This window comes from Aquimarina sp. AU58 (assembly GCF_900312745.1).
Classification (GTDB): domain Bacteria; phylum Bacteroidota; class Bacteroidia; order Flavobacteriales; family Flavobacteriaceae; genus Aquimarina; species Aquimarina spinulae.
The window spans coordinates 160622-175548 of sequence record NZ_OMPD01000009.1 but is presented as its reverse complement, the minus strand read 5'-3'; the positions used below and the strand labels follow the sequence as shown (position 1 = coordinate 175548).

The following is a 14927-nucleotide window of genomic DNA, read 5'->3' as shown; positions in this document are numbered from 1 at the left end:
ATCAATAATTTACATCAATGGATTTAAATGTAGCAAAACTACCACTATCCATGATTGGTTTTATATAATAGGTATACTTTGTATTGGGGTATACCCTGGTATCTTCAATCTTATTTATGGATACAGGAACCTGAATAAAGAGTTTTGGTTTTCCTGTATTTTTTGATTTATAGATCGCTATTTCTTTTACTTTATCAGGATTTGAAATCCTCCAAAACAAACGAATACTTCCTTTTTCGGTATCGATTTCTGTACGTAATCCTTTGATCATTTCTTCTGGAGTAAAGTTTACTGCACTTAAAGTAATAGGAGTCGAAGGCGCAGAGGTAAGCCCATTATGATCTTCTGCAAATATGGCATATCGGTATTTTTTACCGCTTGCTGTAGAAGCATCCGTAAAAGATTGGATCGTATCGGTCTCAAAAATTACCTGCCATCCTTTTTCCTGTTCGGCTACATCTTGTCGATATAATATGTGTTTTGCCACATCTGTACTACTACTATTTGCCCAGGAAATATAAATCCCGTCCTGTTGTATTTTATATTCTGAAAACACCGGACTGGTAGGAGGTACTTTATCGGGTTTATCCAAAGTAAGTAGTTGTGCATAATCAGACATATTAAAACGTTGATCTACAGCCACCACACTATAGTATACTTTAGGGTTTAATGAAGCTACAGTCACAGTATCTATAAATTGATTTTGTGGTATAGGATCAACGGTAATCTGTGAGAGTTCTTCTCCTTTAAGATTACCTTTAAAAACCCGATATCCTAACATATCTTTTTCGGTATTGGCTTTCCACGATAGAGTTACTACTCCTGTAGTATCAATCACACCTCTAAGTGCTGTGGGTGCTTGCGGAGGGATCGAATCTATAGGCTGTACCAATACGGCCAGTGATGTTTTTTGAGAACCATTCACCCCTTTGGCGGTAATGGTAAAATAGTTTGAAGGTTCGAGATCAGCATAGTTATATTCCCGTTGGCTTTTCCCTATAGCGCTCACCACAGTAGTATACGTCCCATTAGCTGTAGCAGATCGATTTAGGTCAAATCCTGTGATCTGGTGTTCTGCCTCTTTTGGAAATTCCCATTGTATTTTTGCTGATCCATCATCTACTAAAGTTCCCCTGGTAATATGAGGTACTTTTTCCAGGGGGCGTATTCCTTTGGCTTTGGCAATGGCAGAAGGAGGACCCGTTTTTCCAAAAGTAGATACTCCTTTAACCCGATAATGATAGGTTTTACCATTTTGAGGAATGGTATCCATATACATCATACGTGTAGCAGGTTTTCCCGGTTTATCATTCATATTGACCAATGGGGTGTCTCCCAGGCGGTCAAACTGTACTCCATCTTCAGAACGTTCGATAAAATAAGAGGTATAGATGGATCTAAACATTTCATATTCCCAGGTAAGCATGATGGTTTTATTCTGTCCTACAGCAATAAGATCAATGGGAGCAGGAAGTGGTTGTACTTTTGCAGGCTCAATAACAACAGTTCCCATTTGTATATTGGCTAGGGTTTCGGGAACCATTGCCGTAATACGGTATAGATATTTTTCATCGGTTTTTGCTGTAGTATCTACATAACCGTACCCTGCCAACTTTGCTGCTTCAAAATTCATATCTGCGGCAAACAAGGCAAACGAAAAACGTTGTTCCAATTCTTTTGCTTTGTTTACGATTTCCATCAATCCGCCTTGCTGATTTCCTTCTACTTCAAAACGTTCCCCATATAACGCCTGGGCAAGAATGGCTGCATAATTATTTTGTTCTACAATAGATTTCCATGCCTCCAGTGGTTGTGCTTTTAGCGGTGTGGGTGTAAGCAATTTTTTTTCCGGTTGTGCCAGTACTATACCTTTTCTGGCCACAGTAAAGCGTTCGATCTGAAAACCATAAGCATTTGCCCTTTTCCAAGCCACAGGTTGATCTACAGCCCATCGTAATAACACTTCATTGTCTTGTGCTGTAGCCATTACTTGTACGGCAGGTAGGGGTTCTTCCTTTGGGTTTTGTTGCCCTGAGATACATCCAAAAACCAGAAACAGTATAATTGTTAGTTTTCTATACATTATCGCATGGTATTTGTATGTTTAAACACATAGTTGGCTTTTGTCGTTTTTTTGCTCCCCGGAAGGGTATAATACAGCGAGATCATATATTTTCCCGAACGCATATATAAATATCGATTATCCAGAATTGATAATAATGAGTCTGGTCGCTTTAATTTTCCGTCTACATAGTCATTTAACACCTGATTTTCAATATCCCTAAAATCCATATAATACGTTAATGGTAGATTATAACGGTACGGAAAAGAAGTGGCCAACAGTGCTGCATGAGATTGATTTTCTAATCCTGTGCGATAAAAACTCAATACTGGTATTGCTTTCTTGGGTCTGAACCCATATTGGGTGATATCCCTTTTCAATAGATAAGGGCCATTTTCAGGGTATACGGTATACAATACAGGGTCTATATCTTGTGTAAAATACGTGTCAGCAAGAGTGGCTTCTACATGCACTAAGGGGGTATGTTCGGTATACTTACTTCCTGCAATTTCTAAAATCTCAAAACCTTCATGGGGTTTGATATTCGATACCAGGTATACAATATCAGAACTTAAAGTGGTACTCCACAAATGATCAGTCACTGAGATACTCTTGACCTTATCTACAAAAGTATTGTATTTGCTAGAACTAAATTCATACCCAAGTCTTTCTATCGATCCTTCCTGAGATACATTATCTGCCGTTTGCGTAGTGACCTGAACAGTATTGTTGGCATCCAGATTCGTAGTTCGTGTAGAAGATGAATTAGTAACCCTACTGCCTCCCTGCTTGGGCAAACTCACAATCTGGTATTGATATCTTGTCTCTTTGTCTAAACGTGGCAAGGCATACTGCACTTCATTTGCAGCTGTATTATAAGAAAATTGAGGTTGTTGTACTTTCCCGGTTTCATCGGTAATTACTATTTCACTTTTCCACTGGCTATCATCAAATAGATAGTCTTGTCCTCGCCTTAATTGTATATACCCATTTTTATATTCATCGCGATAGTATTGTTTTTGATCTATCACAGGATATGCATATAGTATATTATGCAAAGGGATATGATCAGGAGCCTGCCCGGTTACAAAACTTCGGGTTTCGGTTTCTATTGCTTTTTTGCCATCTACCATGATGGTTTTAAAAATGCCATCTATCTTTTCCTGAAAACTCACTTCGACTTCAACTTTATGTTGTGTATCCGGAGCAAGGATATCTTCGGAATAGAAAGTAGCCCTATCTTTCATATAACTCCATTCAAGTTCTCCCGGTACTTCTTTGCCATTGGCATCCAAAACCCTGAATTTTTCCAGGATCACTTTATAGGTTTTATCTGCCTCATCTTCCGGGATCACAATAGGCTCTCCTACTTTCATGCTAAAAGTGGCTTGCGGTGCAGCAAATACATCGACTTTATCGGTTCCTTCTTTGGGAGTGAGGTCAGCAATCATTTTAATACCTCCTAAAGGGGCTGCATTTTCTAATTCGCATTCTTTACCAATGGTCACTTTAAATCGAAAACGTCCCTTTACCAATCCTCCCAGAAGGTTGTAATATCCTCCTGCATATCCTCTGAACCAAAATGGGTTGGGGCCTTTACCTTGCATTAAAATAGCTGCACCTCCTTTGATAATAGGGATTTTTTTTCTCACAAAAAACAGTTTGATATTGATCCCCATTTCTCCTTGCAGATAGGCATAAGATTGTCCATTGGCATACCATCCGTCAATACCCACCTGATCCCCGGTATTTACACAACGGGCCTCGCCATAATCTTTGAGCATAATATCAAAACCGACTCCTGCCTGAAAGCGTGCATAAAGGATCAGAAAATTAAGATCACCGGTATCGATTTTAAAATCTGCTCCAAAAGCAAATCCACGCCCTTCTCCTAATGCATTTAGATCCCGCATATAATCTAATTGCTCTGCATCTACACCCAGGATTTCTGCTACTTCAGGCGGTGGTGGTGGGCTACCCGGGATACGGTCCCCAACCATAAAATACCCTCCGGTTTCTATAGAAAAACTCCCGATACCCATTTTAAGTCCTAATCGATCGGTAGGCGTCCCCATATGCATATACCACTCATCTGGAGAGATATGTACTACTCCCCACCCGGCACGGCCACCGGAAGCTCGTCCCTGAACGATCCCACCTCCTACGTTGACAAAGATGTCTAATTGGGCATGAAAAGATTTATTTACAAAATCGAATTCCATTCCCAGCTTCGCACTAATGGATGCTGCCAGGCTTAGTTCCGCTTCATATTCCATATCTGCCTTGTCTAAAAAGGTTTTTCCGGCTTTACTGTCCATTACTTTATTGACCAGTTCATTATTAGCCATATCCCCGAGTTTTTCTGTAAGTTTACCTACTGGATTAGGGATATCAAAAGCCTTCATAATAGATGCTTCGCCAAAGAAGCCCAATCGGTTGACACCCCCTTTGGTGTTGAATTCTATTTCAAAACCTGCTCCAACCGCCACAGCTGTTTCACTTCCAATAGAGCCAAAAACCATAGCTTTAACTCCCAGGCTAGTAGATTTATTAGGAATATAGGAAAGCCCCGAAGGGGAGAACTCAGTTATATTACCCCCAGGTCGTTTTGTCATCTTATAAAATGCCCCTCCTGCAAACCCTGTAATCGTAATGGGGCCTGCCTGTATCATTAACCCATGTACTGAAGCATCAACATACCAATATCGAAACTCCTTCTTCCCAAAAATAGCTTTGCAACTTATAGGCCCAAAACTGCCAAAGGTTCCTGTGATATAGGCCGAAAAGCCATCACCATATTCTGGATCATTATTCATAAGTGTTAATCCGCCCTCTAGCTGAATAGCTCCCATGTTAGCTTTGATATGAATCTCGGATAAGTCAATCCTGTCATATTTCCATCGTTGCTTACGGTTTTCTTCCTTGAATTTGCAAAAGATACCTAACCGGGCTTTGGCAGCAAACCCTTTACTTTCTTTGCCCATCAAATTGATCATCAGGTCAAATCCTATTGCAGCCCCTTGATCATTGGATGTTAATGCAATATCCCCTATAGAAACCGGGAAATTTGCAACTTTTACTTCTCCCTTATATCCAAAATAGCCTACCTGAAATATAGGGGATTCGGTTTGTAATACCAGATCCTGAAAAGTAATCCCTTTAAAACTTACCGCTTTTTCTTTTTCCTGCTGATTATCCTCTTCTTCTGCCGTAGATGATACCGTTTCATTCTCATTAATATCCGCAGAAATTGTCATATCCCCATGCAAAATGGCTTTGGGGCGAAAATTGCCATCTTTTACCCTTAATTCTATAGCAGAATTAGGGGCAAGCCTTGCTTTAGCCTTCCAGATATTGAATTTGATTTCATTTAGTGAAGATAAGCGTAGCATAAATTCATCTTCTGAGATCAATCCGGAATAGGCCAGCCCTTTTCTCTTAACTTTTGTAGAATCTTTAGTTGTATCTTTTGCAGCATCGGTTACTTTATCCTGTAATTTGTCAGAAATGGGAAGCAGGATACGTCCATCAAAACTAGCACCTACAAACTTACTGGCTGCCAATTCTAAACCTAACTGATCTACAGACATGGCCCACGCATTACTTTTGTTAGTTCTTCCCTCTGATAACGGAATGATATTATTAACCGCAAAATAACCTGATAGCCCATAGTCATCAATAATCATATGATATGCCTCAAAAGATACACGTTGATTTTTAGTGATACTCTCTTCGGTCTGAAAAGCTTCGGGCATGCCTATCTTTAAGGACTCTACATAAAAACCTCTCCAACTCTCTACATTAGGGAATAAAAGCCCATTATCACGATAGAATTGCGGAAAATTGTTATGTAAGGTACGCCGGTCACTAAAATCAAAAATGGCTTTGTTGACAGAGAACATAAACGCTTTGGGCATACTGGCCAATACAAAAGGGGATAAACTCACTTCGGCGACAATATCATTCCACCCCGAAGCTACCAATCCAAAATTACCGGTAACCCGGTTGGGGATTATAATTGTTTTTCCATCTGCTCCTTGATAAGAACGAGTTTTTGGCATAGGTTCACCATTAGCCCCTACGGGAAGGATCATATCCCTTGAGAATTGTACTTCTGCCTGTATCCCCAGTTCTTTTAAACCATCACAATCCATATTGAAATAGGTCAGGTTTTGTACATTTCCGGTATTCAGGTTCATACCACCTTTTAAGGTTAATAACCATTTACCACCATTCCAGGGGATATGTACATCTCCTAAAAGAACCAGATTTGCATCGCCAATAATCCCACCCTTATGGGTCATTTTTAAATTGTTAGCACCAAAAAACAATTGAATACGTTTTCCGTCTTTATCGGTTTGTGGAATAGTAATACGGGCAAAGGCTGTAAATTCAATATATTTAGTATTTACTGTAGCATTGACAAGCCCTAGTTCTACTTTAACCCCATCGTCATCGTTACCCTCTTCATCTTTTGGAGTATAGGTAATCCCTAATGGAAGAGTTTGGATATTTTCATTTCTAAAAGAGTCTACCCATTTGCCTTCTGCTTCAATCTGATCAAACATGGCAGTAACTTCTGCACGACTGGCCTGTACATCTTTACTCTGCTGATATTCCTTTTCTAATAGTGAGTAGGTAAACTCAGGATGAGTAATGCCACTTTGTTCTGAAATCTCTAATGGAAATTGCTTCTCTAAATCTTCCAGCATTACAAATTTTGATGTAGAAGTTATTAGAGAAGAATTATGATGGGTAGTAGTAGAGAGTGTGTCTTTTTCTGTTTTGGGAAAGGCAAAAAGTGATATGGCCCATAAAAATGACAACACAAGACTACAACGTAGTTTTATATCCATATAGGTTTTATTTTGAGGCGTTTGGGTTTGCAATGGTACAAATTTTAAAACAATTGTTAATACTATCTTAATTCTGCTCGATTGCAACAGCAAACTTACAGTTTATATTGTTGATAACCAATACATATAATAGGGGGAAAACACCCTGTGTCTTTGAAAAACAAAATGTATATATCGATGGCTTTCCACAATAAGAATAGGCTCGATCCATAGTTAATCACCTGTTTATCAAATCATTATTTTGTTTTTAAGTTCTTATAAAAGTATTTTTTACCTGTTTTTGAAATAAAAAAATATTTTCATTATATTTTATTTCACTTATATGGTAAATACAGATTATTTTACCGTGTTTATAATCCATATGTTACAATAATAAACTTTGCCAGTTTCATTTTTTGAAACTGGGGAAAATATTTTTAATTATTTTTTGCCTCAGTAAACTTTAATCTTTTAATACATATACCATCTTTATCAAATTGTTTAAAAGTAAAAGACAAAATTATGGTTTTACCGTATCGTATATTTATGGAAATCCGTAACACTGTTTTTTTTCAAAGCTTCAAAGTTTCAGAGAGACAAAGAAGCAAAGAATCTAAGTTTTAATTAACATCTGACTTCTACATTTATCACTCATAATTCGTAACCCATAATTTGTCATTCGTTATTCAGCATTCATTTATGATATCAGGGTACTTGAATTACAATAGCTATATTAAAAAAACATAACCTAAGTTTAACCCAGTTATTTCAAGCACCCCATATCAATATTGAGGCAAAAAAATAGTATTGAGATATTAGTATTGAGTATTAAGATGATATACGTTATACTTCATACTTTTACATTTATCATTTTACATTTAGTAGTTTCAAAGAGACAAAAAAGTAAAGAATCTAAGTTTTTAATTGACGGACAACCTCTGGCTTCCAACACCTGACTTCTGACTTTTACATTTTTCGGTTTTACATTTTACATTTAGCATTGTTGTTCTTGCATCATGTATAAAGCATATATTTTAGCGTACATCATAATTTCTTTTGGACTATCATTTAAAAGCTTGCACATAAATTCACCAATATCGATACCTAATACTTTTAATATGGTATATAATACTTTTGGTGGTATGTCGTTTATGTTATCTGGAAGCATAAAAATTGGATTAAAAAGGTACAGGAGTAATCTTATAGTGCATACAGGGGTATTTACACAAACTCAACTTTACTGTAGTATGCCAATTACTCCTGTTTTGCCTTTTAGTTAAAAGTCTTGATTGTTTATACTGCTATGTAAAGAGGGTGACCTGATTTTATAGCTTCTATACGTAATTTTGATTTTTTTATCATTTCTGCAACTTCTAATGCTGTGTTACCATTGTGATACTTTTCTTCTATCCAAATACGAAGAAGAAGAGCATAGCCTCTATGTTCTTTTACACAGGTGTTAAAAAGAGTAGGGTTTATCGACAACAATTTAAATACTTTCTGTTCAAAAGGTTTCTCTCGATGGTTTTGTATTGCAACCGGTAGACTTGTTTTCATGTTTTTTTATTTTTGGGATTCTTGTTACTTTATCATTTTACATTTAACTTTTGGAGTTTCTCGGTTTTATATTTTTTAAAAAGACACTAAAGTATTTTTGTAACCTATCAGAGATAGGCGTTGTATTTTATAAAAGAAAACTACTAGAGGAACTTTTTCGATGCTTACAATTTTAGGGGGTTATATTTTTTATTCTTCTTGATATCTATCAATAACTTCCTGAAAATAATGGTCAATTTTTTTAATTTCTGATGTACTAAGCTTTCTGTGATATTTTATGAACTTATAAATTATACCTCTAGAAAAACCTAGTTTCCTTTCGAATGGGAGTATACATAAGATATCTTTTTCTTCAAGGAGAAGTTCTTCTACTCTTTGTCTTCTACTCTTTTTCATAAATATGAGTTTACCATATTAATTAGTCAAGAGAAATTCTAAGTGGGATGTTTTTCTCTTTATTAAAATTGCGTTTTATGCAAGTATGTGGGTTTTACGTTAAAATGATTAACAAACAATGAAATACAAACTTCGTATCAGTAGTGTAAAATTTTCATACATTTGTTTTAATCATACACAAATATATGATTATTTTCTTAGTTTAGAAAATTTTATAAGACTTTTTTCTTATGATAGTAAAAAGATTAGGGCAATATATTGCTGAAAAAGATATTAGCTATTATTTGTTTGAGAATAGTATCAAAGCAAGTAGAGGGAGTATTTCTAAAGCAGTTAAGAACAATAAGAGTATTGGGTCTAATGTGATAGAAAATATTCTTACAATCTATACTGATTTAAATCCTGTTTGGTTAGTAACAGGTAAAGGTGAAATGCTTCTAAATGATAAAAATTTAGGAGAAATAGAATATAATCTTCCAGTAAAGCTTAATTTAGATGATTTTGATAAAATAGAAATCATTGACTACGTTTATGATAATGTTACAGAATTTAAATCCTATAAGAGCTTTCAAAAACTTACAAAGCTACTATTTGCAGACAAAGAAATGGGCGAAGTAAGGAAAGAAATTGAACAATTAAAAGAACAAGTTTCTAAACTAGCTGAAGAATCAAACTGATACTTAACATAAGCTATTTTCTATTTTGAGTTTGAGTAATTCTTTCTCATATAGAAGAGAAATTAATTCATCCTTTTTCTTCCTAAATTCATTCTCCAATTCCATTTCCAAATCTTTTTCAAAGGAATTATAATCAAGATCAAATATTTGATTTGATCTTCTCAACTTATCTAATATTTGTTTTCGGCGTTTATTATCCATTTATCAAATATTATTTAATCTACAATCTTTTCAAAAGTGTTATACATTTCTTGATCGAACTTCTTTTTCTGAATTTCTATCTCTTTTTCAGATTCATGTTTTTCAATATTAACAAAAAATTGCTGCCTTGTTCCGGCAATAAAACTTACAAGTTCTCGGATTTTGGCATTATAACTAGATAGTGATTTTTGAAATTGAAAAATTGTTAAAGTCATCAAAATTGAAGAGAAAACGATAACTGTATAATATGCTGATCTACTAAAATCTCTTTCCTCATAGGTATATGGCCATAATACCCAAGCAATAAAATAAATTGAAGTAAACTGAAATAAAAGACCTGAACTGATAGTAGCTCGGCGTGCATTCCTATCATTTATATATCTAGATATATAAATCAAAATAAAGGAACAGCAAAAAAGAGCTATAGGCAACCCAATAGCAAATAGGAATCTTCGTTTATTAGTAAAACCAAAAACCTTATACTTTTCTTTTAAAACTTTTTTATTGACTAAGTATTCCTGTTTTGATATTTTTCCTTCATCATATCTTTTGTTTAATTCTAAAACTTCGACTGTTGTTTTAGGATAAAAAATATGCAAAAAAGGTGCAATACTTCCAAGTACAGCACCTAAAATAATCATAATAAATATTATTTTAACTATTCCCACGGTCTCCTGGGTCTTCAACTTCTTCTTGGTCGATTTGGTAAATTTCGTCATCTGGGTTATCTGATTCGCAACTTGTTAAAAACAACGTTGATAAACATAAAAAAAGAATTGTCAAAAAAAAAGATTTAGTTTTCATATTGATATTTTTATTAGTTAAAAGGAAAAGCAAACAAAAGACTTTTTAGGTTGTAATACTCTGATTTACAAACCAAAACTATGTAAATATTAGTAAAAAATTAATAGGATTTTTCTTGTTTTTTCTGTTTATTTTTGCGTCCTCTAAAACGAAAAAATAGGGTTTCCCAAGGATTAGCATAGTGAATCATTACACCAATTTGACTTCTAAAACGTCAGATGAAGACATTTTTCTAACAAAAGTTAAAAATAAAAGAATGTATTTTACTGAAAATCAATATATTAAAACCATATACTAATTACGTTAAAACCATAATTTAGCTAAAAACAAATAATTTTATAGGAGTGATTAGTTTTTCGAACCATAATTTAACTCATCATAAGATATAGATTTATAGAGAATAATCGAAAGGTTTATGATAAGGAATTATTAGTACATTTGATAATAAACCAACTTTTATGTATTCATTTACTATACATGTTTCTATAAGAAAGGGATTGGGACCAGAATGGTTTCAAAAAGTGTTTACTGTAGACTATAAAGATATCGATCCTGATATAACCATCGAAGAACTGAAAGAATGGGCAAAAGAAGATGTTAGAAGTCAACTAAAATCTTCTAATTGTTATGGAGAAAATTGGATAATCCAAGATGTAGAATCAACTAAAGCGTAGATAAATGATGAATTTTGTAATGAAAGACAATTTTAAAGATACTTATGATTTTGAGGTACGTTTGGCAACCATGAATGAAATAACTAACCTTTCGGGATATCTTGCCAAAAAGAAATGGGGCAACTATAAAAAGACTAAAAATTCTCTGGGAGTAAAAACGACCAGAAAAGAAGCTGTTGATTTTATTAAGAAAGAAAAGACTATTATCCTTCAATTAATAGGTGATAAAGTATTGGTTCAGGAGTATAAAAAATTCGATATTTCTATTTTTGTTTTTAACTATATCCAAGAGCATGATACCAATATGATATTATCCATGACCTTCAGAGTACTACAAACCAAAAGAGGAATGGAGAAACTAGAAGCTGATGATGCTATTTTTGACCTTAACCGTCTTAAAAGACGATCATACCATAAAAGAAAAAGCAAATCAGGTAGACATGACCGGCCAAAAGATGAATCTGTACAAAAAGCAATTGAGATTAGGGAGTATTTAAGAGTTAATCCGGATGAAAACAGAGATCGTGTCTGTCATGAGTTTGGCTTATCAAAAACAACGTATTATAGAACTCTAAAGTGGTTGGAGCATAGGAGGAATTGAAAGTTTTGACTTTATTACAACTATTTTGTGAGACTAAAACAGGGTATAAGTAGTTATTGGTACTTCTACTATTAAGACTTAATCTAGCAATTTCTATACATCATTTTAATCATTAAGTAGATTCGTTATTTAACTAGTTCAGTTAAATAAGTCGATGTTTTCTTTGTTTTCCTACAAATTTTATCCAAATTAGACAAGCTCAAAAATTGTCTTAATAAGGTCTTGATTTTCACCAAAAAAGACATTTTTGGTGAAAAAATCAATTTTTTGATTGTACTGTTTGTGTCTTTTTGAAGACTATATTTTCTGGGTAAAGACAATATTTTCTAGCTGTAATATTACTGGAATTCGCCCTTCTATATTCGTTGTAAAAACGAATATAGAAGTAGATGGAAACACAAGAACAAGAAAATGATGTAAAGGTTTTGACAGTTGATGAACTACGTTCTTATGAAGGGTTAGAAAATTTAACTGAAGAAGAAGCTGTAGGAATTATTAAATCACTATACAAATTAGCTGTAATAGGTATAGACATAATGAAAAACAAAAAATGAGTTTAGATTATTTTGAAAAATTTATTGTAAAAGCAGAAAAACAAACAACTGTAAATAACAATGTTTGGGTATATACCAGAGTTTCCAGTAAAGATCAAGAAGTAAACAAAAGTCTGAAATATCAAAAGAAGTTTGCAGAAGAATACGCCCTTGAAAATGGTTTAGTAATAACAAAATATTTTGGGGCAACTTACGAAAGTGCAAAAGGAGATTTTACAAGAAAAGAGTTTAAAAAGCTAATTACAGAAGTTTCCAAAACAAAAGACAAGCCATTTGCCATACTCATATACAAAATGAATAGGTTTTCACGAAGTGGAGCAAATGCAATAGCTCTTACTAATGAGTTGGTACACCAAAACAATGTGCATCTTATAGAGGTTAATTCTGGAATTTCTACCGAAACACAAGACGGCGAATATCAGATACTAAAAAAACTGTTAAGGGCAAGAAAAGAAAACTTGGAGCGAATGGAACATACTTTGCCTGGTATGAAAACATTTTTAGAAGATGGAAATTATTTAGGCAGAGCCCCTTTAGGATATACACTGAAAGGTACAAGGGTTACAGAGTTTAGCAGAAGAAGTGAACACCAGCAAATCGAAATCAACGAAGATGGCAAACTATTAAAAAAAGCATGGCTTATGAAAGCCAACGGCGAAAAGGATTATATCATTCAGCAAAAAATGGCGAATTATGGCCTTAACATATCCAAACAGAAATTAAGTACAATATGGCGTAAAGCTACCTATTGCGGTATCTCTACAAATAAGTTACTGGATAAGCCTGTAAAAGGAAATTGGAAGCCCATTGTATCCATAACTAACTTTAAAAGAGTACAAGCAATTTTAGACACTCCTAGAAATAGAGGCTATGAGATAAGCAAACAAAATCTTGACAGACCCCTAACAGGGTTTTTAAAATGTATGTCTTGCAATAACAAATTAACTAGCTATGAGGTAAAGAAAAAAAAATTACACTATTACACTTGCCAAAAATGTAAGGGAGTCACTTTAAACGCAAATTCTAGTAAAAGATCATTAAAAAAAGGTGTACACGATACGTTTATAGAGTTGTTGGAATCATTTAAATTAGATAAGCATCTTATAGAGCCGTTTAAGGCGCAAATAAAGCTGTTGTTGAAAAATCATAATAATGATGAATACGAACTAAAAGAAACAATAGAAAAGCGTATAAAGGCTTTAAAAACTAAGTCCCAAAAATTGGTGGACAAACTTATGAATGACATAATTGATGATTATACATACAAGTCATACAAAGAGAAAATAGATAAAGAGTTATTGCAATTAAATGTAAATCTTAAAAGTCAAAGCAAAAAAATATCTAACCTTGATGATTTTGTAAACTCAATTATTGTTTTTTCGCAAAACATCGGTAAATACTGGGCTTTTGGAAGTTTTGAAATAAAAACCAAACTGCAAGAATTGATTTTTCCTAAAGGTTTAACGATTAACCCAGAAAACAGGCAATATCTAACCAATGAAATCAATTTATTATTCGCTCTAAACTCAACAATAACAAGGGATATGGGGATTTCTAAAAAAGAAAAAGCCAGTATAAATACTGGCTTGTCCTGTTTAGTAGCGGGAACAGGACTCGAACCTGTGACCTTCGGGTTATGAGCCCGACGAGCTGCCTACTGCTCTATCCCGCGATGTATATTATGTAAATCAGAAACCTGATTTGTAAATTTTATTTTATAAAGAACTTTCGATTACTTAGATCTTTAAAATCCTTTGTTGCAATCGGAGTGCAAATATACAACCATTTTTAATTTAAACAATACTATTTTTATTAAAAAAAAGTAAAAATATTATAACCGCCTTTAAGTAAGCTACTTAGTGTCATTGTTCGATATTCAATGCTTCAAAAGATACTAATTCCTGATCCTCAAATCGGGGATGCAACTCCATAGGATTACAACATACTTCGCAATCTTCAACATATACCTGGTACGGTACAGAAGGATCCAAGAGCATCGAAATCTCCTCCCAGCAATATGGACATTGAAAATAGTGTTCGAACATAAATTAAATATAATACCTCTTATTCTTTTGTGTAATCAAGAGTTTAATTTTAACAGTTCTTGTTAAAAGGCCTCACAAAACCAGCAAAAAGGTACTTATACAAGTGAGGAGGGGGTACTTACTATAGTGGGGGTACCCTCTTCAACAAGTGGGGGTATCTTGTTGCGATACAACACATACCCACTTCAGAAGTCTCCTGGGGGTACTTCAAACAGAAGACAAGCCTAGTAAAAAGAGAGGCGGTACCGAGCTCTGAGAGAGGACCATCCTCTGTTTGAAGTAGGGGGTCCCTACTTCTATAAGTGGGAGGGGGTACTTCATAAGTACCCCTCTCTATTAAAAACTCTTAATTTTTTAGCATTAGAGAAGAGATTATAACTTAATATTTGGATAAAAACACCTGCTATAGTATAATGACTAGACAAGAAAAACTTATATCTATAATTACTTCTCGATACAATTTTTCTTCAAAAAATTACTCGAAGTGACCTTAGTTCTTCGGCAGGCTCAGAGTGACACGT

At 34.3% G+C, this 14927-nt stretch carries 13 protein-coding genes and 1 tRNA gene; 5 read left to right on the top strand and 9 right to left on the bottom strand.

Annotation, left to right across the window (positions count from 1 at the left end):
* Nucleotide 1: 1 nt before the first annotated feature.
* From DK441_RS07475 to DK441_RS07460, 5 genes are all read right to left on the bottom strand, one after another.
* Complete coding sequence (locus DK441_RS07475) at nucleotides 2–2083, bottom strand: hypothetical protein (protein ID WP_109098163.1); 2082 nt, start codon at nucleotides 2081–2083, stop codon at nucleotides 2–4.
* Nucleotides 2083–6918, bottom strand: a complete 4836-nt coding sequence (locus DK441_RS07470; RefSeq protein WP_109098162.1) for a hypothetical protein — start codon at nucleotides 6916–6918, stop codon at nucleotides 2083–2085. Before DK441_RS07470 ends, DK441_RS07475 begins: the two co-directional genes overlap by 1 nt.
* Before the next feature lie 973 nt (nucleotides 6919–7891).
* Nucleotides 7892–8065 (bottom strand): hypothetical protein, encoded by a 174-nt coding sequence (locus DK441_RS26470; RefSeq protein ID WP_160111983.1) that lies wholly within the window; start codon nucleotides 8063–8065, stop codon nucleotides 7892–7894.
* A 125-nt stretch (nucleotides 8066–8190) separates the two neighbouring features.
* Complete coding sequence (locus DK441_RS07465; protein WP_109098161.1) at nucleotides 8191–8454, bottom strand: hypothetical protein; 264 nt, start codon at nucleotides 8452–8454, stop codon at nucleotides 8191–8193.
* Nucleotides 8455–8643: 189 nt separating this feature from the next.
* A complete protein-coding gene (locus DK441_RS07460; protein ID WP_109098160.1) occupies nucleotides 8644–8850 on the bottom strand; it encodes a hypothetical protein in 207 nt (68 codons plus the stop codon).
* Nucleotides 8851–9080: 230 nt separating this feature from the next.
* Here DK441_RS07460 and DK441_RS07455 point away from each other — a divergent pair, with 230 nt between their 5' ends.
* Entirely contained in the window at nucleotides 9081–9527 is a 447-nt protein-coding gene (locus DK441_RS07455; RefSeq protein WP_109098159.1) for a hypothetical protein, read from the top strand.
* A gap of 3 nt (nucleotides 9528–9530) precedes the next feature.
* Here DK441_RS07455 and DK441_RS07450 read toward each other — a convergent pair whose 3' ends face one another.
* Nucleotides 9531–9728 (bottom strand): hypothetical protein, encoded by a 198-nt coding sequence (locus tag DK441_RS07450; RefSeq protein ID WP_109098158.1) that lies wholly within the window; start codon nucleotides 9726–9728, stop codon nucleotides 9531–9533.
* A gap of 14 nt (nucleotides 9729–9742) precedes the next feature.
* A complete protein-coding gene (locus DK441_RS07445) occupies nucleotides 9743–10396 on the bottom strand; it encodes a hypothetical protein (protein WP_160111982.1) in 654 nt (217 codons plus the stop codon).
* 594 nt (nucleotides 10397–10990) lie between these two features.
* Between DK441_RS07445 and DK441_RS07440 the strand changes: the two genes are divergently transcribed.
* The 4 genes from DK441_RS07440 to DK441_RS27260 all read left to right on the top strand — a co-directional run bounded on the left by DK441_RS07440 (nucleotide 10991) and on the right by DK441_RS27260 (nucleotide 14001).
* Nucleotides 10991–11206 (top strand): hypothetical protein, encoded by a 216-nt coding sequence (locus tag DK441_RS07440; RefSeq protein WP_109098156.1) that lies wholly within the window; start codon nucleotides 10991–10993, stop codon nucleotides 11204–11206.
* 4 nt (nucleotides 11207–11210) lie between these two features.
* Nucleotides 11211–11807 (top strand): hypothetical protein, encoded by a 597-nt coding sequence (locus DK441_RS07435; RefSeq protein ID WP_160111981.1) that lies wholly within the window; start codon nucleotides 11211–11213, stop codon nucleotides 11805–11807.
* 389 nt (nucleotides 11808–12196) lie between these two features.
* Complete coding sequence (locus tag DK441_RS26465) at nucleotides 12197–12361, top strand: hypothetical protein (protein WP_160111980.1); 165 nt, start codon at nucleotides 12197–12199, stop codon at nucleotides 12359–12361.
* Nucleotides 12358–14001 (top strand): recombinase family protein, encoded by a 1644-nt coding sequence (locus DK441_RS27260; protein ID WP_109098584.1) that lies wholly within the window; start codon nucleotides 12358–12360, stop codon nucleotides 13999–14001. Before DK441_RS26465 ends, DK441_RS27260 begins: the two co-directional genes overlap by 4 nt.
* Here the strand turns inward: DK441_RS27260 and DK441_RS07425 are convergent.
* Both DK441_RS07425 and DK441_RS07420 read right to left on the bottom strand, forming a co-directional pair.
* Nucleotides 13961–14033: transfer RNA gene (locus DK441_RS07425), tRNA-Met, on the bottom strand. The genes DK441_RS27260 and DK441_RS07425 overlap by 41 nt on opposite strands.
* A gap of 190 nt (nucleotides 14034–14223) precedes the next feature.
* Nucleotides 14224–14406, bottom strand: a complete 183-nt coding sequence (locus DK441_RS07420; protein WP_074407281.1) for a CPXCG motif-containing cysteine-rich protein — start codon at nucleotides 14404–14406, stop codon at nucleotides 14224–14226.
* Nucleotides 14407–14927 lie beyond the last annotated feature (521 nt).